Annotated in this window: 14 protein-coding genes and 2 pseudogenes; 6 read left to right on the forward strand and 10 right to left on the reverse strand. The window is 64.5% G+C overall.

Annotated elements, in window-relative coordinates; translation table 11 throughout:
* Positions 1-284 precede the first annotated feature (284 nt).
* From AB0P21_RS19740 to AB0P21_RS19755, 4 genes and pseudogenes are all read right to left on the reverse strand, one after another.
* Complete coding sequence (locus AB0P21_RS19740) at positions 285-2,051, reverse strand: ABC transporter substrate-binding protein (protein ID WP_363698509.1); 1,767 nt, start codon at positions 2,049-2,051, stop codon at positions 285-287.
* A gap of 122 nt (positions 2,052-2,173) precedes the next feature.
* Entirely contained in the window at positions 2,174-2,479 is a 306-nt protein-coding gene (locus AB0P21_RS19745; protein WP_363698511.1) for a hypothetical protein, read from the reverse strand.
* A 190-nt stretch (positions 2,480-2,669) separates the two neighbouring features.
* A pseudogene (locus AB0P21_RS19750) lies at positions 2,670-2,801 on the reverse strand (non-oxidative hydroxyarylic acid decarboxylases subunit D); the annotation flags it as partial.
* 753 nt (positions 2,802-3,554) lie between these two features.
* Complete coding sequence (locus AB0P21_RS19755) at positions 3,555-3,887, reverse strand: hypothetical protein (RefSeq protein ID WP_363698512.1); 333 nt, start codon at positions 3,885-3,887, stop codon at positions 3,555-3,557.
* A 262-nt stretch (positions 3,888-4,149) separates the two neighbouring features.
* On the opposite strand from AB0P21_RS19755, the gene AB0P21_RS19760 reads away from it, so the two are divergent.
* From AB0P21_RS19760 to AB0P21_RS19775, 4 genes are all read left to right on the forward strand, one after another.
* Complete coding sequence (locus tag AB0P21_RS19760) at positions 4,150-5,007, forward strand: helix-turn-helix transcriptional regulator (protein WP_363698514.1); 858 nt, start codon at positions 4,150-4,152, stop codon at positions 5,005-5,007.
* Positions 5,008-5,130: 123 nt separating this feature from the next.
* The gene (locus tag AB0P21_RS19765; RefSeq protein ID WP_363698516.1) at positions 5,131-5,451 is read left to right on the forward strand and encodes a hypothetical protein; all 321 of its coding nucleotides are present in this window, start codon (positions 5,131-5,133) and stop codon (positions 5,449-5,451) included.
* A 95-nt stretch (positions 5,452-5,546) separates the two neighbouring features.
* Complete coding sequence (locus AB0P21_RS19770; protein WP_363698518.1) at positions 5,547-5,894, forward strand: hypothetical protein; 348 nt, start codon at positions 5,547-5,549, stop codon at positions 5,892-5,894.
* Between the two features lie 170 nt (positions 5,895-6,064).
* Positions 6,065-6,205 (forward strand): hypothetical protein, encoded by a 141-nt coding sequence (locus AB0P21_RS19775; RefSeq protein ID WP_363698519.1) that lies wholly within the window; start codon positions 6,065-6,067, stop codon positions 6,203-6,205.
* Positions 6,206-6,612: 407 nt separating this feature from the next.
* Here AB0P21_RS19775 and AB0P21_RS19780 read toward each other — a convergent pair whose 3' ends face one another.
* Both AB0P21_RS19780 and AB0P21_RS19785 read right to left on the reverse strand, forming a co-directional pair.
* Positions 6,613-6,987 carry a DoxX family protein gene (locus AB0P21_RS19780; protein WP_363698520.1) on the reverse strand — a complete coding sequence of 125 codons (375 nt, stop codon included), beginning with the start codon at positions 6,985-6,987 and terminating at the stop codon, positions 6,613-6,615.
* A 165-nt stretch (positions 6,988-7,152) separates the two neighbouring features.
* On the reverse strand, positions 7,153-7,677 hold the full coding sequence (locus tag AB0P21_RS19785; RefSeq protein WP_363699474.1) for a response regulator transcription factor: 525 nt from the start codon (positions 7,675-7,677) through the stop codon (positions 7,153-7,155).
* Positions 7,678-8,167: 490 nt separating this feature from the next.
* On the opposite strand from AB0P21_RS19785, the gene AB0P21_RS19790 reads away from it, so the two are divergent.
* Positions 8,168-11,827, forward strand: coding sequence for a hypothetical protein (locus AB0P21_RS19790; RefSeq protein WP_363698521.1), 3,660 nt, complete (start codon positions 8,168-8,170; stop codon positions 11,825-11,827).
* A gap of 261 nt (positions 11,828-12,088) precedes the next feature.
* Positions 12,089-12,451 carry a hypothetical protein gene (locus AB0P21_RS19795; RefSeq protein WP_363698523.1) on the forward strand — a complete coding sequence of 121 codons (363 nt, stop codon included), beginning with the start codon at positions 12,089-12,091 and terminating at the stop codon, positions 12,449-12,451.
* Positions 12,452-12,552: 101 nt separating this feature from the next.
* Here the strand turns inward: AB0P21_RS19795 and AB0P21_RS19800 are convergent, their stop codons facing one another.
* The 4 genes and pseudogenes from AB0P21_RS19800 to AB0P21_RS19815 all read right to left on the reverse strand — a co-directional run bounded on the left by AB0P21_RS19800 (position 12,553) and on the right by AB0P21_RS19815 (position 19,552).
* On the reverse strand, positions 12,553-14,655 hold the full coding sequence (locus tag AB0P21_RS19800; RefSeq protein WP_363698525.1) for an RNaseH domain-containing protein: 2,103 nt from the start codon (positions 14,653-14,655) through the stop codon (positions 12,553-12,555).
* A pseudogene (locus tag AB0P21_RS19805) lies at positions 14,636-15,145 on the reverse strand (DUF3962 domain-containing protein); the annotation flags it as partial. The gene AB0P21_RS19800 and the pseudogene AB0P21_RS19805, both read right to left, overlap by 20 nt.
* A 1-nt stretch (position 15,146) precedes the next feature.
* Positions 15,147-18,482: a hypothetical protein gene (locus AB0P21_RS19810; RefSeq protein ID WP_363698526.1), complete on the reverse strand. Its 3,336-nt coding sequence runs from the start codon at positions 18,480-18,482 to the stop codon at positions 15,147-15,149.
* Positions 18,479-19,552 carry a hypothetical protein gene (locus tag AB0P21_RS19815; protein ID WP_363698528.1) on the reverse strand — a complete coding sequence of 358 codons (1,074 nt, stop codon included), beginning with the start codon at positions 19,550-19,552 and terminating at the stop codon, positions 18,479-18,481. Before AB0P21_RS19815 ends, AB0P21_RS19810 begins: the two co-directional genes overlap by 4 nt.
* Positions 19,553-19,944: the final 392 nt, after the last annotated feature.

A 19,944-nucleotide genomic window follows, 5' to 3' on the forward strand; every position in this document is an offset into this window, starting at 1 on the left:
AGATACCGATCGCGTCCCGAATTGCTGATTCACAGAAGATTCCCCCACCATGCCGATGTCATCGTTCACTCGTCGCATAGTGTTACAGGGGATTTGCCCGAAGGGAACGTGTCGCGCCGTGTCGTCGGTCCGACAGGCGTAGTTTTCCCTTCTGTGGAAGAGTTTTCGCGCTTCAAGAATCCAAGAAGGCGAGTGGCGGGATTACCAGGTCCACCGGAAGATGGTTACCAACAGCTACAACAAACGGGGTGGGGTGGCAGTTGGCTGCCACCCCACCCCACGGTTTACGGCTGCTTCAGGTACAGCGAGGTGAACTCGGGTAGTCCCTGGGTCACGTCGTTGACGGCGTGGCCGATGTTCTTGCCGACCGGATAGGCGGCGGCGAAGTAGTAGAGCGGGACCGACGGCAGGTAGTCCTGCATGATCAACTTGTCGACCTTGCCCCACTCCTTGACCTGCTGGTCCGGGCTGAGGGCCGCGACGCGGTCGATCTCGGCGTCCAGCTTGGCGTCCTGCAGTTGGCCCTGGCTGTTGTCCAGTGCGATCGCGCCGGACTTGTAGAGCACCGGGAACCAGCTACTGCCGGCCGGCCAGTCGGAGCACCAGTTGGCCGGAGTCTTGCCGATGTTGACCGGCGCGTTCTGTTCGCCGTTCAACTTGCGGATCTTGGCCTTCGGTACGCCGACGGACCTGACCCTGAAGCCTGCCTTGGTGAAGGCAGCCGAGCGCAGCTGGTTCAGCTGGGTCGAGATCGGGTCGTCGTTGGAGAAGTACCAGCTGAGCTGGAAGTTCTCCTTCCCGAGATCCTTCAGCTTGCTCTTGACCTGTTCTGCGATCGAAGGGTCCTGAGCGCCCCTGCCGGTGCCGTTCAGACCGGGAAGCTCGTACTTCTCGTACCCGGGAACAGCCGGCGGCAGGTAGGTCGAGGCCGGGATCGCCGTGTCGGGTGTCAGGCCGGCGATCTTCCGGGCGTCGTCGTGCGGATAGGCCTGGGCGATCAGCCTGCGTACCTCGAGATCGATCTTGCGGCTGTCCATCGGCCAGGTGGCGAGGCAGGGTGAGTAACCCTTGACGATCTGGCTCGGGTCCTTGACCTCCGGCAACAGGCTGGCGTCGAGATTGGTGTAGTTCAGCGCGTTGGCGTCGACACCGGCGCTGGCCAGTACCTGGCGCTGCGCCTTGATCGTGTCCAGGGCGAACCTGAAGTTGAAGCCGTCGACGTACTGGTGCCGCACCGGGTCGGTGTTCGGGTCCCAGTGCTGGTTCCTGGCCAGCGTCAGCTCCGAACCCGGAGTCAGCGACACCACCTTGTACGGACCGGTGGACTTCGGGCGGAGCTCGTACTCCTTCTTGGTGTCCGCCGCTTTCGGGATCGGTGTGAACATCGGGAACGAGGCGTAGAACGGCAGGTCGTCGAACCTCTTCGCCAGGTGGATGATCAACGTCTTCTCGTCCGGAGTCTCGACGCCGGCGTAGTTGTCCCCGCCTGCGGCGTACGGGCCTCGGTAGGTGTCGCCGTCCTTGAAGTACTCCAGCTGGTAGACCGGGCCGTCGTCGTAGAGTTCGTGCGCGAAGGAGCGCTTGATGGCGTAGGCGTAGTCGGCGGCCTTGACCGGTGTGCCGTCGTCGTACTTGATGCCCTGCTTGAGTTTGAAGGTCCAGGTGAGACCGTCGACGGACTTGGTGCCCAGGTCGTCGGCCAGGTCCGGTACCAGGATCGGGTTGCCGGTCTTCTCGTCCAGCTTGAACTGGGTCAGGGCCCGGAAGTACAGGCGCTCGATCTGGGTACCGTCGACGTAGTACGTCTCGGTCGGGTCGAAGGTGTCGACAGCCACATCGGACAGCACGGTGATGATGCCGCCCTTCTTCGCGCCGGCGACCTCGGGCGCTGGTCCTCGGGCAGTCGCGTCGAGTGCCTTCACCTGCGCTGTGCCCGCGTCGCCGCCGCTACCGTTCCCGGGCCGGCGCAGACTGTTCCCCGAAGGGCTCCCGCAGGCGACGCCGGCCAGCATGACCGTCACCGCGACCGCGGTGATCCGTTTCCACTGCATTGTCCTGACTCTCCCTCTGTGGTGATCCCGCGCCAGCCTGCCGGACCGGTCGGCGCTCGGCCAGTACCGCATCCAGCAATGCCGCACAATCGTTACCGGAATCACAACAATCAATGGTGGAATCAGAACGCCATCATCTGTGAGTATTTTTCGACAATAGTGTCGAGAGCTCCGGCGGATTCGGGATACAGCCGGAGAAAGCGGAGGAGCTCACCGCGCAGTTCGGCCTCGATCGTCGACGCCCAGCCCGGATCGGCGACGACCAGGGCCCTGGCGCCGTTGAGATCCGAGTGCAGTTCCAGCTGGAGCTTGACACTGGCCGGCCGTAGCAACGGGACGAGATCTCGCCGGAGCGGTTCCCAGGCTCCGGTCGGCATCGAGGCGACCAGGACCTCGGCGCCGCGGACGGCCAGTACGTCCATAGTCATCACATCTCCTCGTCAGCAGCGTCCTGACGCGATTCTGCGGGAATGCTGGGACAATCGGCTGTGAACCTGTGGTGCACCACCACACAGTTCGCTCCCCGGACACGGAAAGGAATCGCTGGATGGACCCGCAGACGATGGTAATGGCGTTCCGGCTGTTGACACCGGTACGTCACTGGCGATTCTCGAGCGGTCAGGTCAGATCGGCCGCTGAGCTGATCTCCACAGCGGTCACCCGGATGGGTTGCGGGTCTTCGGTCGACCGCCACACGTACAAGCAGCTGGGACAGCGACGGATCGTCCGGGCATCGTCCACCGGCGCCTGCCCTGCAACGTCCGTTGAAGTGGGCGACCGTGTCGTCGATCAGAATGACGATCTTGCAGTAGCCCACTCCGTGCGGCAACGTCAGCGTGTGCAGGCTGACCACCTGCGCGAGGCGGCCGCGCGGGGCTTGACCGAGACGACGTGGCCACCAGCCCGTCGGTGTACATCGCATTCACTGCTTGAACTTCCGGGAAGCTCTCGACCAGTTGCTCGTTGATCGGCAGACAGGTTTTGAGGGCGACCAGATAGTCCATCTCGGTCCAGGGACGCCCAGCTTGATCGCCTCGTCCACCGTGCGGACCGGGTACTTGTCGTCAGGATCGGCAGCCAGTCCCGTTCCGGCCGACAGGTGAACGATCAGCGCCAGTGATCGGAACCGCTCCGGGGCGTCGGCTCCGTTGTCGCCGATCGCACCGACCACCGTGTTCAGGCCCTCGACCGTCGCGATCTGACCGTCCGAGACGGAGTGGTCGAGTGGAACGATCGGATAGCGATCACGCCCGAAGGGTCGCGGCCAGTCCCGGTTTGCGGGTCAGGTCGGCGGCAACTACGTCAGGCCGGTTGTTCGTGGTTGCATCATCACTGCGCACGTGGTTCCCGGAATCGGGGCGTGATCGGCGGACGAAAATTCCGGACAATTAGCGAGGTATCAGAAAGAATCATCGATCTTCAGCCGAAATACGGAGAGTAATTTCTGGGCGGGCGACCGGATCTGCCGCGCGCCGGCGCGCGGCAGATCCCTGGGGCCGGCTGTCAGCAGTGGTCGACGACAGGCTGCGGGTAGATCAGGCTCGCGGACATGTAGCCGGCCTTGAGGGTGTCGTAGTTGACGGTCCAGAACCAGCGGTTGGTCCCGTTGGCCCAGCCGCCGTCCTTCCAGCAGGTCAGCCAGATCGTCGTACCGCCGCTGACGGTTCCGGTGACTCCGCAGGAGACGTCGGCGCAGGAACGCTGGTTGCCGCCGTACGGGACTCGTCCCCAGCCACCGGCGTCGACCTTGGCGTCGGCCTGGGTCGCGGGGGTGACAAGAAGCGCGGTGGCAGCCACCAGCGACAGTGCGGCAAGACGCCTGGTGATGATGTTCATGATTCCTCGATTCGACGGGAGGGCGGTCACCCTCGGTTGATCTCCTGCTGCTGAGCGTCGCAATTCGTGGAACGATGAGACAGGCGACCAGGTCTCGATCCGTGCCCGCGACTTGGTCCTAGACCTGCTGACCGGGGAGGCAGATGTGCAGGCTGCACCGTTGTCGGAAAGCACACTTCGGGTGCTGAGGGAGGCCGATCGGCGGTTACGGGGAATCCGTCGTGGCGACAGGCCGAGCGTCTACCGGATCTGCCGGATCTCGATGACGGCCCTGGCGCCCATTGACGCCTTCTACATCGCGCTGATCCGGCACGACACGACCACGGTGTTTCCGTACACCTTCGACCGTGGCGAGTACGTCGATCCCGATATTGTGCCGTACCGCCCCGGAGGACTGACGCACTGGATCAAAGCGAGCAAGAAGACCTACCGATGGTCGGACGACAGCGGTGCGCTGCTGAACCGGGGAGTGCCCTTCGGAGCGGATGCGGACGTCTCCCGAGATGCCCTCGTCACGCCGTTGGTCGACCCGGACACCGGTGACGTGATCGGCTTGATGTCCGTGCAGAGCTACACGCAGGAGCTCTTCACCGCAGAGCACGAGTTCGCGCTCGAATGGCTCGCGCTGGCGGCGATGCTGACCATCGCCCGGGACGAGCAGGACCGTGACCGGACCGGGCTGTACTCGGTGTTCCCGGATGTGGACACCGCGGCCATCGCTGATCTGGCTGACCTGGTGAGCCACGTCTGGGTGCACCTGGGCGACATCCGAGCCGCGATCGTCGACCTGGCCGGGCGACCCGAGATCACCGGTACGCCGTCGCTGAGTTGCGAGGTGACCCGGCTCGCCGTGCTGTGCGAGAACCTGCTGATCGAGACCGCCGACGCGAGGCGGTCTGCCGACCAGCCGGACGGTTCAGGCCGGCCGACCCTGACGCCGCGGGAGGAGGAGATCGTCCAGTTGATCGCCCAGGACCGGTCGAACCGGGAGATCGCCGGGTCGCTGCATCTTTCGGAGAAGACGGTCAAGGCTCACGTCACCAGCATTCTGCGCAAGTTCAATGCCACTCAACGATCCGCGGTGGCCTGGCAGGTCCGCACCTGGGGTGCCGGCTCGTGAATCGCGCGCATGATCAGTCGATCGGGACGACTGTGGCCGGCCACAGTATTGCCGGGTATCCATCCGCCGCACGGCTAGCCTGAAACGGCAGCATTCTCACCTCCGACGGACGGGATTGTGGACATGGGAAACTGGAAGAAGGTCCTGGTCGGGCTGGCGGCCGGCGTCGCCATCGCCGCAAGTGGATCGACCCTGCCCACGACGGCGGCCGCGCAGCCCGCCGAAGAGACAACGACAGCCGATGGTGATGGCGGTGGTGGTGGCTCGACCGGTTTGTTCAAAGTCGGCACCTTTCGCGCTCGCTCCACCGCCCAGGCGAACATGGCCGATTGCATGGTCGTGAACGCCGCCGGCGTCAGGTTCGGCTGGTGGCAGAAGGCCTACTGTTTCGACCATCCTGGAAGCGCCGACCCCGAAGTGGAGCTGTGGCGAGAAGGGCAGTAGACGCCACCAGATCCTGTGGTGCCTCCGCAGTGCGCGGGCAGATACTCGTTCGGATAATTACCGACAGGAATCGCCTCGAACATCTGGAGTGATCGATGATCGTCAAAGTGTTCCGGACTGCCGCTATCGGCGTGGCAACCCTCGTGCTGGCCGTCGCCGGTACCGGGATCGCGGCCGCCACCCAACGTCACTACGACGACGAGAGCTGCGCCGCCAACAGCCACTACTTCAAGGTGTGGTCGAAGGACAAGCCTTTCTATCCGCTGTGCTTCAAGTACAAGGGCTGGCTGAAGGTCAACATCTACAAAGTTACGAAAATCGAGCCGCAAGATTACAGCGGACACTTGTACACCTCGACCGGACGAAGGATCGACTTCATCCCTCATGTGCCGATGCCAATGAGTACGACCGACAACTGGGTTACGGAGGTCGCGCTGAACTGACCTCGTCGTACGACGGGAGCCGAAGCTTTATTCTCTCTACGGCCTGGAAATTCTGAACCAGCGATGTTCGGGATTCACTATAATTCATTGGCGAATACAGAGCGTGATTTCCTCACGTTGGTTTCGAAGGTTCCGTAAACCCGATTGCGGTGCCTGACGAGGTGCACTTCATGACGCCATCGAAGCTACCCCGGGTGCTGATCACCGACATCGCCGATGTTGATCCTCCGCCGTACTTCTTCCGGATCGGCAGGCAGGACGGCTACGACCTGATCCGGTTTGCCCAGCGGCCTTCACCGACCCCACTCTGAGCCGGCGTCTGTCCAATCTGCCTGGTGAACCGAGCTTCTCCCCGATCGTCAGACTGCCAGCAACGTTGCTTTTCACTCTCGCTCCTCCTGACCACGGGCCGATCCGGAGGCTCGCATCACCGGACTTCGTGTGAAAGCGAGGGCGGCCCGACGCGGATTCGTGGTCAGGACGGTCGAGGACGGACGCCTACATTCCGGCACTCCCTCGCGTTACCACTTCGGATTCGGCGTCCATCACTGCCTCGGTGCCGCGCAGGCTAGGCTGGAGATGGTCGAGGCTCTCAACGGCCTCGCGAACAGGATGCCGGGCCTGCGACTGGCCGCTGCGGATGCGCTGACCTGGTATGAAGGTGTTCTGGTTCGCCGCCCCACCAGGCTGCCGGTCAGTTGGTGAGCGCCGGCGGCTCCTAGTCCTGGTCGATCGACCAGGTGCCGTTGCCGAGGAAACAGATCAAGAGGAATGCCAGGCAGAACAGTGCTTCGCTTTCACCGCCGTTCTGAATCGGTAGCAGGGCGTTCACATGTTGGCCCGCGACGTAGGTGTAGGCGGCCCAGCCCGCACACAGCAGAGCGGCGTACCGGGTGCCGAGGCCGATCATCACCAGAGATCCACCGAAGAACTGGATTCCTACGATCCACCCGGTCGGCCAGTCGAAGAGACCGACTCCAGTGCTCTCGAGAACGCCGCGTAGCGAAACGGCGCCGTGGCTGGCGAGCAGGAAGCCCACCATGATTCGGTAGATGGCAATCATCTCCCGCTGCCAGCACTCCAGCACCCTCATGCCACCCCCTGACTGTCGATCCATTCTCTGGCCACTGACCGATGTGGGAGACGCACTGAGTGAGGTGGGCCGAAATCCTGTGGACGACCCACAGGATCACGAGTCGAGGCTTCGGCCATCGACCGAACAACCAGCCGGTAGCCGGCGATCAGATCCAGCCGGCGATCAGATCCAGCCGGAGACCTGAGCCTTACGGATGGCTTCGATCCGGCTTCTCGCGCCGGTCTTCGTGAGAACACGTGACAGGTAGTTGCGAATGGTCCCGGCGCTCAGGCACATGATGCGGGCTACCTCCTGCACGGTCGCACCAGTGTCGATCAGTTTCAGCACCTGACGCTCGCGGTCGGTCAATGGGCTGTCACTGGCCCGGAGCGCCACCAGGGCGAGGCTCCCGTCGAAGACCGGTTGTCCGTCGGCGACCTTGCGGACGGCGTCAGCAAGGTCGTCGGACGAAACATCGGTGGCGATCACTCCGACGGTCTGTGACTGCTTCGCCAGTGACAACGACAGAGAGAGGGCCCCCGCGTCTTCTCGGTGGACCAGCAAGAGCACCGGCTGGCCGGTGAGCTGATCGCACAGCTGCGACACTTCGATGTCGTCGGCCAGCAGAGGGTCCAGAAGCACCACGACGCCTGGATTCCCGGCAGTGACAGCCAGTACCTGGTCAGTGCATTCGTACCCCGCGAGCACGGTCAAATCTGGTTCTTTGTCGAGCACTGCGGCCAGCCCCTCGCGAAGCAGCTTGCCACGATGCCCGATAACAACTCGGATCACCATTAGGCCCCCCTGGCGGATCGAACGTCGACTACGGCGCGGTCTCCTGTCCTGAACCGCTTCGATCTCGATGGTTCGGTGACGGTCAGTCTTCCCGGCGATTCTCGCTGTGTCATCAGTAGGGAGTTGGCCTCGCTCCACAGGTTTCCGGCCTCCTCCACAGATTTCCGCTCGTCATCGCGTGAGGTGTTGACAGGCAGCAGTTCACTGACCGTTCAAAGGTGCTGTGGTCGGCCGCAGCATCTCTGAACTGTTACCTGCGGTGTGTCCAGGCTGCGATGGCAGGTGTTCTGACCCCTGACGGACAGGATTGTGAAATGGAACTGGCAGAAGGTCGCCTTTCACACCAGCGGGCCGCCCGATGTGGCGGTCCGCACCTGTCGGTCGGTCTCAGTAGGATCCACGCATGTTCAGACGCGATAAGCAGGGTGCGGAAACAGGGAGGCAGGAGCGGTCGGAGCCGACGCTCCTTCCGCTGACGTCGTCGTTCGATCAAGAGCAGCACGGTTCGTACGTGACCCACCTGGAGGCCGCTCTCGAGGATTCGAGTCTTCGGAACATCGCGCTGACGGGTAACTACGGAATCGGCAAGTCGAGCATTCTCGATGAGGTTCGCAGGAAGCGCCGGGACAAGACCCTGAACCTGTCCCTGTCCACGTTGGGAGATGTGCCGCCGGAGCCGGAGCCTGCCGCGCCGGCAGCGGAGCCGATGCCGTTGACCAACCGAATCCAGAAGGAAATCGTCAAGCAGTTGCTCTATCGGGAACTCCCGACCCGGGTCCCGCACTCCCGGTACCGCCGGCTGGGAAAGTTCCGCTTCGGCCACGAGTGGGTTGTCACCACGGTGTTCGTCGCCACCGTCGGCATCCTGCTGATCTTGCTGGGTCTGATGCCGCCTGTGCTCGGCTCCAAGTCCGTCCACTGGCTGATCAGTGGAATCGGGTACGCGGCAGTGGTGCTGCTGGCCAGCACCCTGCTGACCTGGGGCCGGATGGCGCTCAGCTCGCGCTGGTCGATCGACAAGTTCTCGGCCGCCGGTACGTCGGTGTCGCTGGCCAGGTCCGAGACCTACTTCGACAAGTACCTGGACGAGATCGTCTACTTCTTCGAGGTGACCACGACCGATGTGGTGATCTTCGAGGACATCGACCGGTTCGACGACCCGCGGATCTTCGAAACCCTGCGTGAGCTGAACACCTTGCTCAACGGCACCAAACAACTCGAGGACCAGCCGATCAGGTTCGTCTACGCCATTAAGGACAGCATCTTCGAACAAATCGGACGCGCAGTATCGATCGAGCAGGGCGCGGACGCCGCTGACGCCGAGCTCGCCCGTGCGAACCGCACCAAGTTCTTCGACCTGGTCATTCCGGTGATCCCGTTCATCACCCACCGCAGCGCCCGGGATCTGATGGCAAGGACCTTCGAACCGACCGGAGTCAGCACAAAGCTGATCGATCTGGTCGGCAAGCACCTGACGGACATGCGGTTGATCAAGAACATCTACAACGAGTTCATGGTCTTCTCCGGCCGCCTGCTGGGGACGACGGACGGGATGCCCGGGCTCACCGCGGACGCCCTGCTGGCGATGGTCGTCTACAAGAACATCCACCTGTCCGACTTCGAACAGATCAGCCGGGGCAAGAGCAAGCTCGACGAGCTGTACCGGCTGAGTCGGCAAGCGGTGCGTGAGACGATCGACCGCCTCGAGCTGAGGGTCCTGGAGATCGACAAGGCGCTGAGGCTCGGCGAGAGCGAGGACAAGCGCGCCCAACAGCTTGGCATCGCGTTGCAGGCTTACCTCGACCGGGTGGCTCGCCACTGGAATCCCAGGTACGTTCTGGTGGATGTTCGGCTGGACGGGCGGGCATTTGCAGTAGGTGAGTGGGGGAGTCCGGAGTTCTGGCAGCTCCTGACCTCACCCGGCACTCCTGTGGGCGCGACGATCGGCTATCAGGGACAGCCTCAGAACAACATCAAGTGCAGTGTGGAAGACCTGCGGGAAGCGCTCGGCGACGATCTGGATGCAGAAGCCTGGGCCGTACACGATCGGGAAAAGCTCAGCAGTGAACAGGACGAGGCTAGGCAGTTGATCGAGTTCGTTCGGTACGCCGACCTGGCGGGTCTCTGCACCCGGCCGCAAGTGACGGTGGAGATGGAGGGCGAGAACCATCCGTTCGAGCATGCCGTCGAGGTGACCTGCGCCTCACGGCTCGCGGCCGAACTCGTCCGGGCCGGCTACCTCGACCGCAACTTCACTTTGTACGTGTCGCAGTACTACGGCGTTCGGGTGAGCGCGGCCGTGACGAACTACATCGTCCACAACGTGCAGCCGGGCATCATCGACATGCACTACGTGTTCGGAGGCGCCGGCGACATCGAGGCTCTTCTCGAGGAGCGTGGCAAGGGATTTCTCGACGAGCCCAGCGCCTACAACATCGCTGTGGTCGACCATCTTGCCGCCCGCGCGGACCAGCGGCTACAGCCGATCCTGACCAGGCTGGCCCGGTTCGGAGATCAGGAGCGAGGTTTCCTCGACGCCTACCTGCAGGGCGGTGAGCACACCGAAGCGTTCGTGGAGCAGCTCGCCGGCTCGTGGCCTGGTGCCTACGTCTATCTGGCCAGAGATGCCGAGGTGACGGACGAGCGCCGCATAGCTCTGTTGTCGGCGGCTTTGCTGGGCGGTAGCGAACACGTCGACTACGAGTTCGCCGACGAGTTTGCGCAGGTGGTCGGGGAGAGCGCCGGGCAGATGCAGACCTTGACCGGACTGCTGGACGCCGGCACGGCAGCGCGAGTCGTGTCCGTACTGCGACGTGCAGCGCTGCGGTTCGATGATCTGTCGCTCCTCGCGCCGGTTCTGCGGCAGTTGGCTGTAGAACACAACTTGTACGTCTTCTCTGTCGAGAACCTGCGGGCGGCCATGGGCGGCACCGGGAGTCTTGCACTCGATCGAGTCCGCGCGACCAGCCTTCCTGCTTACCAAAGATGCCTCGATTGCCTCGACCGCTACGTCAGCCTGATCAAGACCGACTCCGGCACGCCCAACTCGGTCGAGGACCCGGCCGAGTTCACCTCGATCCTGAAAGAGCTCGACGGGTACGGCAGCGCCGGTTCGAGAGAGCTGGTCGTCCAGTGGGCATCGCCCGCCTGCCTGGTCATGTCGGTCTCAGTCGTTCCAGCCGACGCCTGGCGGCCGTTGGCCAGACACCATCGGCTGCTTGCCAGCTTCGAGAACGTCAAGGCCTACTTGGAGCATTTCGACGAGGTGGACCCAGATCTCGCCGTCCTGATCACCATGGCGGGGACTATCGTCGACAGTGAGGCGGCTTCGGACACAGACAAGAACATGGTTGCTCTGTTCCTTCTCAATGCTCACGAAACCTTGCCCTATGCCAGTATTCGGGTGGCTGCGGTGTACAGCCTCAACCTGGAGTCCTGCCTCGACCCGATACTCATCACGCCGGAACCAGGCCCGCTACTCGGCCTCCTCCTCAAGTTTCGCCTGGTCTCCGACGAAGTCGAGACCTTCTCTCGCTTCGCCGACGCCGGCTGGCCGGCGATCGAGGCGGGGATCGACTGTTCCAGTAAGTTCGCCTCGTTCGTCTCACCCGAGCTGATCGGCGAGAGCCTACTGGCAGAGCTGTTCGGCAGTCTCCTGATAGATGAACAGCTCAAGCATCAGATCCTCTCTGAACTTGAGGACTACGCCCCGTCCGGCCAAGCGGAAGGGCTCCTCGCCGCAGCACGCTTTGCCCGCAACACCTCTGCCGTGCTGACCGCCGGCCAGTTGCGACTGATGGCGGGCGCCGGCGCTCCTGCTGATCTTCTGATCCCGCTGCTGGTGGCGGCTGAGCAGTCCCTGACTGACGCTGACCTCAGCGTCGTTCTGGGCGCCTTCCCGGAGCCGTACCGACGACTGGCCGGGTCGGGCGGCGAGAACTTCAGTGTCCCCAACAACGAGGAGCACAGCCAGTTGCTCCGCCGCCTCAGGCAGCAAGGTGTGGTCAAGGACTATCGGAAGAAGCGCCTCGATCCAGGCCAACTGAACGTCACCATGCCGTGATCGGCCGGTACGGCCTGCCGTACGCCGTGCGCTTGTGCAGGCCTCTTGTTTGTTGCTCCACCACAGGGACGCGACGAATCGCCTCCTCTGCCTCGACTGTGCTTCGAGTACGAAGGATGGCGGTTCTGGACCGAGTACGAAGCGGCTGGGGCGATGGTAACTGTGGATCGACCACAGGTCTCTTCCGCCTGCCGCAGCAGGCGTGATTCATTTGTCTCAGGCAACGATAATCAATCGGGTCCCGAGTCAAGGAGTCAACAGATGTTTCGCCTCCGCCAGTTGTTCGTTCCGCTTCTTGCCGTCGCCGCCACGGCCGCCGTGGCACCAGTGGCTACGGCGGCCACTCCGCTGCACCAAGTCAAGGACGATTCCTACTGTCAGCGCTCGACGTCCGTGATCAAGGTGTGGACCACGGACTACCGTGAGGGCAGGGTTCCTGTGTGCTTCGCCGGCGACACCAAGAGTGCTCTTCGGCTCAAGATCGACGAGGTCTACAAGGTGTACGCGGGGCGGGACGTGACCGTCCTCGACAACTACGGCACAGTCTTCGACGTTCGAGCCAAGGAGACCCGTGACTTCGGCAGTTATCCGGTCACGCTGGTCAAGATCACCCTCAACGGATGATCGTCGGCCGGATCGTCGTTGGCCGTTGACGACGATCCGACCGCTCAATGCGACGGGAGTGCACAGCCCCCGACGAGCACTCGGTCTGGTCGCGGCCGGCCTTAGGTCTCCGGATTCTCTCCGCTGGCCTCCGAGTCGCCGGTGGCGCTGACCCTCGTCGGTATCAGGTACTCCTCGATCTGGCCGGCCAGATGCAGCGGCCACGGCAGGATGGTGGTGTCGCGCGCATACGGTGCGGCGTCGCGAAGCTCGTGGGTAAGGGCCGCCCAGTGCTCCGGCCGATCACCGTCCTGCAAGCCGGCGACGAACAGTTCGATCAGCTGAGGGTTCCATACCCGGGCTTTCGGCTTCGGGACGGTCGGCTTTCCTTTGTGCTCTGACGGGACGAGCTTCGACACGCCCATCAGCGCGCCGGACTGCGTGCTGGGCTTGCCGCTGGTGCTACCGAAGACTCGATGTCTCAGCAGTTGCCAGAGTCCCTTCGGCTGTCCGCTGCCGTCCTCGTTGACGCCGAAACACTGGGGTGTCTCACCGCCGCTCGAGCCGCGGACGCGCACGTGCCGGAGTCCGGGGATCACGCTGATCGGCTCGGCTTCCTCGGTGCCGTACGAGATGGTGTCGAGACCGATACGGGTGTTGGCCAGCATTCCCCAGACACTCCGCAGATTCTGGGCATGCGTCAGGAGCAGCAAATCCGGGTACGCCGCGGTGGCCTCGGCGATGGTCTCCTTGATGAATCGCAGCACGTCTTCCGTACCGCATTTGAGTTCAGCGTTGACATGGAGCCTGCCGATGTCGACAAGCCCCTGGTGCAAGGGCTCCCAGTCGATCTGCGGCGCTCGAACCTGAACGTGCCGACCGGTCGGGTCGATCAGGACGGCGACGGGAACCTGTCGCCTGAGCCCGTAGAGCTGGGTCTTGTTCTTCCTGATCATCCACAAGGCGAGTAGCGCCGGCTGTCGAGTCAGCGTTCCGGCCTCCGGGGCAGGAAGCGGTGCCGGCCGGACACCGAGGTGGCGGAAGAGTTCGTCGACCGCCGCGGCGAAGCGTTCCCGGTTCGCGTCCGAGATGCTGCCGTCGGCGCGGATGCGGCCCGGCTTCGTCGGTGGCTTCACCGGGTTGACGAACTGGCTCAGCCTGCCGGTCCGGACCAGGCCGTGCCGGATGGCGAACTTCGGATCGCCGCCTCGCTTGGAGGTCTGGTACGCCTCGGCCGGGGCGATCTCGACGAGTGTGGCCGTCGGGTGCCCGGCGGCGCCGAGACTGTCAACGATGTGGTCGACGCGTTGGTCGACCGCTGCCTGTTTCGTTCGGCTCTTCACCCGGTCGAGATCGGCGGCGATGTCCGGACGGGTCAGCTTGCGAAGTCCGACGGTGATAGGCCCGAGATCGATCAGCGTCTCGGTGTCATCGAGATCGCCGGCCTCCGGAAGGTCCACTCCGAGTCGAGCAGACAGTCTTTCCAGTGCGTAGCCGGTGGCTTCGCTGGTGTCCGTCAGCAGTTCGAAGGTCACCCGAGGCCCCAGCACCTCGCTGAGGTGCTGCGCTGGAATGGCCTCGTTGTTGATCCCGCCAAGCCCCTTGTAGACGACCGTCTTCTCACGGGGAAGCGGCGCTGCCAGCTCCAGGTGTGGATCGAGTTCGGCGGCGACCCACCTGACCAGCGGTTCGCGATCCGCGAGCGAGAGGCCGGCGCTCACTTTCTCCTTGTGCAACATCCCGGTCTGGTAGACAAGTGCCGCCGCGTCGCCGACTCCCTGTAGATAGTCGAGAGGTTTGTCGGCCAGTTGTTGTGGATCAGGCAGCCGGTTCAGGCAGCCCAGTTCGCGGAGGACTTCGGCGAGGTCGTCGTCCCATTGTGCCGGGTAGGTCATCGTGCCGTCTTCGCCCCTGACTCTGGTCGCCTTGATCTTGGCGATGCCGAAGTGCCGCGACTCCCCGGCCTCGGTCAGATAGGGAAGGGTCGGCGCGATATACACGGAGTGGGCGTGCGCCAGGGACAGCTTGGGACGCACAGGAACCCAGCGGCGGACACCGAAGGAGAGGTAGACCAGAACCTCGTTGCTGGTGGGCAGGGTCTGGCTGGTGACTCCGATCCTGACAGAGAAGGGGGGTTTGATCCTCGATCCGCTCGGGTGGCCAGGAGATGAGCTCGGCGCCGGTTTCCGTCGGGCAGCGAAGAAAGCGCAGGTTGTTATGGGCACAGTGTGCGTCCGGTCGGGAGAGCGTGGTCGCGATATCCATCGGCAGCAGCCGCATGGACCTTTTGATCTGCTCCGGATTCGTGAGGTCGATGATGGACGGCGACCAGCTGATGTCGGCGGCGCGCAGTTGTGACAGCGTTTGTGCGATCTGCTCCGGCGTTGCCTTCTGCGCCCGCACCCACGCGGCGACGATGTTGAAGATCGCGGCCGGATTGACGTCGCGGTGGGCGAGCAGCCAGTCCTGATCATCGTCTCCGTTCCCGGCGTACTCCAGCGTCACGACGCAGTCCGGGACGAGGGCGGTGATCGCGGCGTTCAGCGGTCTGATCGGGATGCTGACGACCTCACCTCCCCGTTTGGCCGCCGCGAGTCGCCGCAGCGGCGCCTTCCAGCGGCCGGGGAATCGCATCAGGTGGTAACCGCGCTCGATCGGCGCGGCGGGGTTGAGGCGCATCACGGTGACTGCGAGTTCGTCGTACCGAGGTGCCATGTCAGCGGTCTCCCATGGTGGTCAGTGCCTGGTACAGCGGCGCGTAGAGCGCTTGGACCAGATAGCGGTCGGTGTCGGTGCTGGAACTGTGGAAATAGGGAGCGAGGACGCTCTGCATGCCGTGCAGCAGGCTGGTGCTCGCGTCGTCGAGATCGCCGGTGCGCAGGGCCGTGTTCGGTGCGAACGCCGCGTCGCAGAAGTAGATCTTCGCGGCTTGACCACCCCGGAGAAGCCGACCGACGACCTGCCAGATGGTGACGAGCTGGGTCCAGGCGACCCGGCCCCGTTCGTCGTCGCCGAGCTGGCTGTACGCGACCAGGGCGTGCAGAAGCCGCCGCCATTGGCGTTGAGCGGCGCGCCGGCGTCTTCTGCCCGAGCGGACCAGTCGTTCGTGCTCCGGCCAGCTGTCGTCGACGTGCTGGGGGCGCAACTGTTCGAGGGCGTACTGGTTGACGCGTTGGGTGACGTAGGACAGATCCTTCGGGCGCGGATGGGGGCGGACGAGGAAGAACGCGGCGCCGATGGCCGCGACACCGTCGGTATTGAGGATGTTGTGCCCGCGCTCCACCGCCAGGATCGGTGCCACCAGCAACCATGCCGAGTCCGTGCCGAAGTCGGAAACATCGGTTCGGCGGAGCAACGGGCCGTCATCCCAGCCGGTCTCCAGCTCGTCGTCGGGGATGAGGCAGCGCACTTGCCCCTGCCATGAGGACTTTTGACGCAGCAGCTCGTCGAACACCGCGCGAGCCTCTCGATAGCTGCCGACGAGGAGCAGGATTTTGCGACGCCCGTCCGGCAGACTGTCGCGTTCCCGCTCGAGCCGGTTGGGTCGGCCGGGTCCTGGTCCCGGTCGGGTCAGGGCCGCGACCATCTGCTGCAGTGCCGTGATACGGGCCGCGCCGTAACGGCCGGAGACCCAGATGGGCGTGCTTCGCTCACCGGTGTGCTGGATGTCCAGGGTGAAGGTCGTCTCGGAGATCGCGGCGAGCTTGTCGGGCGGTGGGCTGAGGATCGCCCCCACCGGAACGTCGATGTGGTAGCGCGGCGAGGTACCGGCCCAGCTCGTCCCGGACAGCAGCAACACCTGTGGTCCCGGCCCGTCCGCGGCGAACAGATCGGGCAGTCCGACCAGCAGGGCGCGGCCAACTCCGGCGTACCGGAAGAAGCGCAACTCGCCCAGCTCCCCTTCGCGTGACCTGGTCTCGTCCTCGACGTACTGGAAGCCGAGCACGTTGCCCATCGGCGACTCGGGGACCGTAACTGCGAGGTCGCTCGGCGGCCGCCGGGCCTCGGTCGGCAGTGCGTCGTGCATGTCGAGCTCGCTCGCGACCTGCGGCCAGATGGCAAGCATCAGGTTGAGCCGGTCCGCGACCACGGCGACCGCGATCGCCAGCTCGAGCCGCCAGACGGTCCAGTCGACCGTGGACGGCGAGATCCTCCGGCCCTCCACAAGTTCCTGCGCGCCCAGGTCGGTCAGCCATTGCCGGACTGCCTGCTCTCGCACGTCTTCCTCGGTGATGGACAGTGCAGATTCGGCCAGTTGGGTAAGACCGCTCGCGACCTCACCGGACGAGTTGGAGGGGTCGTCGATGAACAGGTCGAACTGCTCGCGCAGCCGGAGATACAGCGGGTCGCTGTCCCAACCGGGCTTGGGCTTGCCGCCGGTTGGCCGACCGTAGCCGGCCCAGTCCTGGGCAAGGTCGTCGAACAGCCCCCAGGCCGTGAAGTAGTCAGGATCCATCCAGCGCAGTACCGGCTTGCCGGCCCGCGATCGGTCGCGCTGAAGTAGCTGGTAGATGACGTCGGCCGCGGTCCGGGCGTGATTGAGTGCGAGCGTGAAGCGACGCACCTGGTGCGAACGGACCTGGGCGCGACCTGCTGACCGCAGCTTCTCGCTGACGCGCTCATTGAGCTCGTCGATCCAGGCCTCTTCGCTGGGACCGAGCAGGACCTGGGCGCCGGCGAACATCTCGTCGAGATTCGCCTGCACCTGATCCGCCTCGTCGACCACCACGAGATCACTTCTTCGCCAGGCGGCCTCGAGGTAGCGCATGCTGTCGCTGGACAGCGGTCCCGGAACCTGGGTGTGGACGAGGCTCCATGGAGTGGCGATCCAGACGTTCGCGGTCACGAGCTGCCGTGATGCTTCGTGCCGTTGACACCCGAACCACAGGGGGCAGGTTCGTCGTGGCTTGTCGCGCCAGCCGTCCACCGGGGCGGCCGGATCTGTGGCGATGAGATGCTGGCACGGGGCTTCTCTGATCTCAAGCGGCTGTGGGCCGCCAAGGACGGCGTCCAGGGCACAGGCCGTGCTGACGAGCTCGAAGCCGAAGGGGCGAGTCGGAACCACGCGCCCCGGTGGGGGCGGCTGCAGACGATGTAGACGCTCGGCGTGGCGTTTCCGGTTCTGTCCCATCACCGGGGCCGCGCTCACCTCGTCGTACCCGGACAGCTCGTGTGCCATTCGCATCGCGGCGGAGTTGTCGCCCACCACGATGGTCACGCGGCGGCTGTGCTGCGCGGCCCAGACAGCCAGCACCATCACCAGCGTGCTCTTGCCCACGCTCACCAGTCCGACGAGATGGAGGACCCGGTTGACGCGCAGAACGTCGGACTCGCTGAAGGTGTCGTCGGATCCGCGCACCTGCAGGGTGACGTCGCGCATTCGCTCGGCCCAGTGATTGTTCGGTCGGCCGGCTCGCTGGTCGGCGTCGTCCATCCGGGCCGCCGTCGCCACCAGTTCCGGCCACGGGACCTCCACAGGCCCTCTACTGCGTACCGGCAACTGATGCCGTGCCGGGATCGGAGTCTGGGGCAGATCGTCAGGAATGGTGATCCCACTGCCTCTGGCCGTGGAGCTCATCCGGTACGAGCCCTGCTCTGCGAACCTCACCTCGGTCTCCGAGAAGGGCAACGGCTCGGTGAGCAACTGCTCGTACCGCTGCCACCGATCGGTGGCCACCCTGCAGGGTCGGTCGACGGGTCTTGCGAGGTCGTCGAGCGAGTAACCACGGATCTCCGCGGGCACAGAGAGGTACGAGCGAAGCGTCGCCTCCCAGGCGTACGGTCGCTGTGTCCGCCACAAGATCGCGCGGGCGTTCGCCAACCGTACGTGAGCGTCCGAGGGCACCTCCTCCACCGCGTCCCATGCCGCCCGGTAACCGTCGAGAAGTGCAGGCACACCTTCGGCTGATTGCCCTTTGGCAACTGAGCTCAGTAGGTACAGGCAGAGCTCGGTGTCCATCAGTTGGGTCGCGCTCGGCTGGTCCGAGGCCGGACGGTAGTGGCCGTGGAGCTCCTGGCGAAACCACGCACGGGCGGCGCGGATCTGCCTCATCGCTCGGTCTCCGTGCGACGACGCACCGCATCGAGGAACTGGTCCTCGGACACGGCGACGAGCCGTTGACCGCTGCGCAGCGGCGGGCAGGCCTTTCGCAGCCGGTCGAGGTAGCGGCGTTGAGCTCTGATCTGCTCTCGCGCTATCACGATGAAGGCTCGCTCGGCTTCCGCTGGTGGGACAAAAGGACGATCCCGTAGCCGGCGGGCAAGCCGGATCGGGTTCCGCCAGGCCTTGACGTCGACGACCCAGGGGCGTTCGGAGAAGGCCGCGAGATCGTAGGTGTCGAAATCGGGCCACAGCGCCGTCTCGACGCCGAGCTCGGTGAGTGCTTGAGCGATCCGGAGCTCGGCCCGGCCCGGTCCCGCGATGAACGTTCTCAGCTCGCGTCGCAGCCACAACACCCCCTCAGCGGCGCGATGGTCAGGGCCTTCGGCGCTCGGGTCCGGGCAGGAATCGTCGACACAGGTCCACGTTCGGTCGTCGTCGAGTGGTAGCCGAAGTCCCAGGCAGCCACCGCAGGTACGCACGATGCCGTCGGCGATCGCTTCCGGCGGCGCATCGGCGTAGGCGCGCCGGACCTCGCCGGCGAGCAGCGCCAGGTGTGGCTCGGCCAGCATGGCATCGATTTCAATAGACGTTATCGACGGGCGGCTGATCAGCAGTCGACGGAACGCCACGTAGGACTCCGGAGCGTCGTGGGCCCGAGATTTGTCCAGTACCGCGTGCATCAACTCTGTCTCGCGCAGCTCTGCTTCGACGTCACCACGGAGTCTGCCCAGCTCTTCGCAGGCGATGGAGGGGCGCCCGGAGGTCAGCAGTGACTCGTCGGGATCGAGCTCGGCATCCTCAAGATCCAGGGGCCACTCCTCGAACGGCGTGTGCGCCAACTGGAGCAGGTCGACGACGCTCGGCGGCGGGGCCACGCGCTGGTGCCAGGACAGCAATGTCAGGCGATCCAGGGCCAGCTGAAGATTCGCGGGATAGGGGAGCCGGAAGGGGGAGCCGCTGGTGAGGCGCTCGGCGTACTCGATGATTCCGGATGCGAGCTGTGCCATGGTGATGCGCACATCAGGCAGCCAGTCAGGCGACTGCGAAGTAGTGGTCATGCTGTTGCTCTCTGTGAGGCCTCGATCGTACGGCCACCATTGTTGAGCAGGCCACCGACAGTTTCCGTCCACCGCATTTCTGGAGGCTTCCCGCCGCCTGCCGGGCATTGTTGGGATGCGATGTCGATCGCATCGAAGATCTGCGCAGCGGGGTGTGACGGTGGAAACGTCCTGGTCGCCGTGCTGATTCCCAGACCCGAGACGTGCGAGGGACTCTGGTGGACAGCCCGCTCGCGCGCACGTCGTCGTGGGCTTCGAGCTCAACGGGATCCACGTCCGAGAATGATCTCACGCCGTGGACCGGTCATTCCTTGCGTATTCGTGCCGGAGGCGGCTGGCAGGCAATGACCGTT

The organism is Kribbella sp. NPDC056861, from assembly GCF_040687575.1.
Lineage (GTDB): Bacteria > Actinomycetota > Actinomycetes > Propionibacteriales > Kribbellaceae > Kribbella.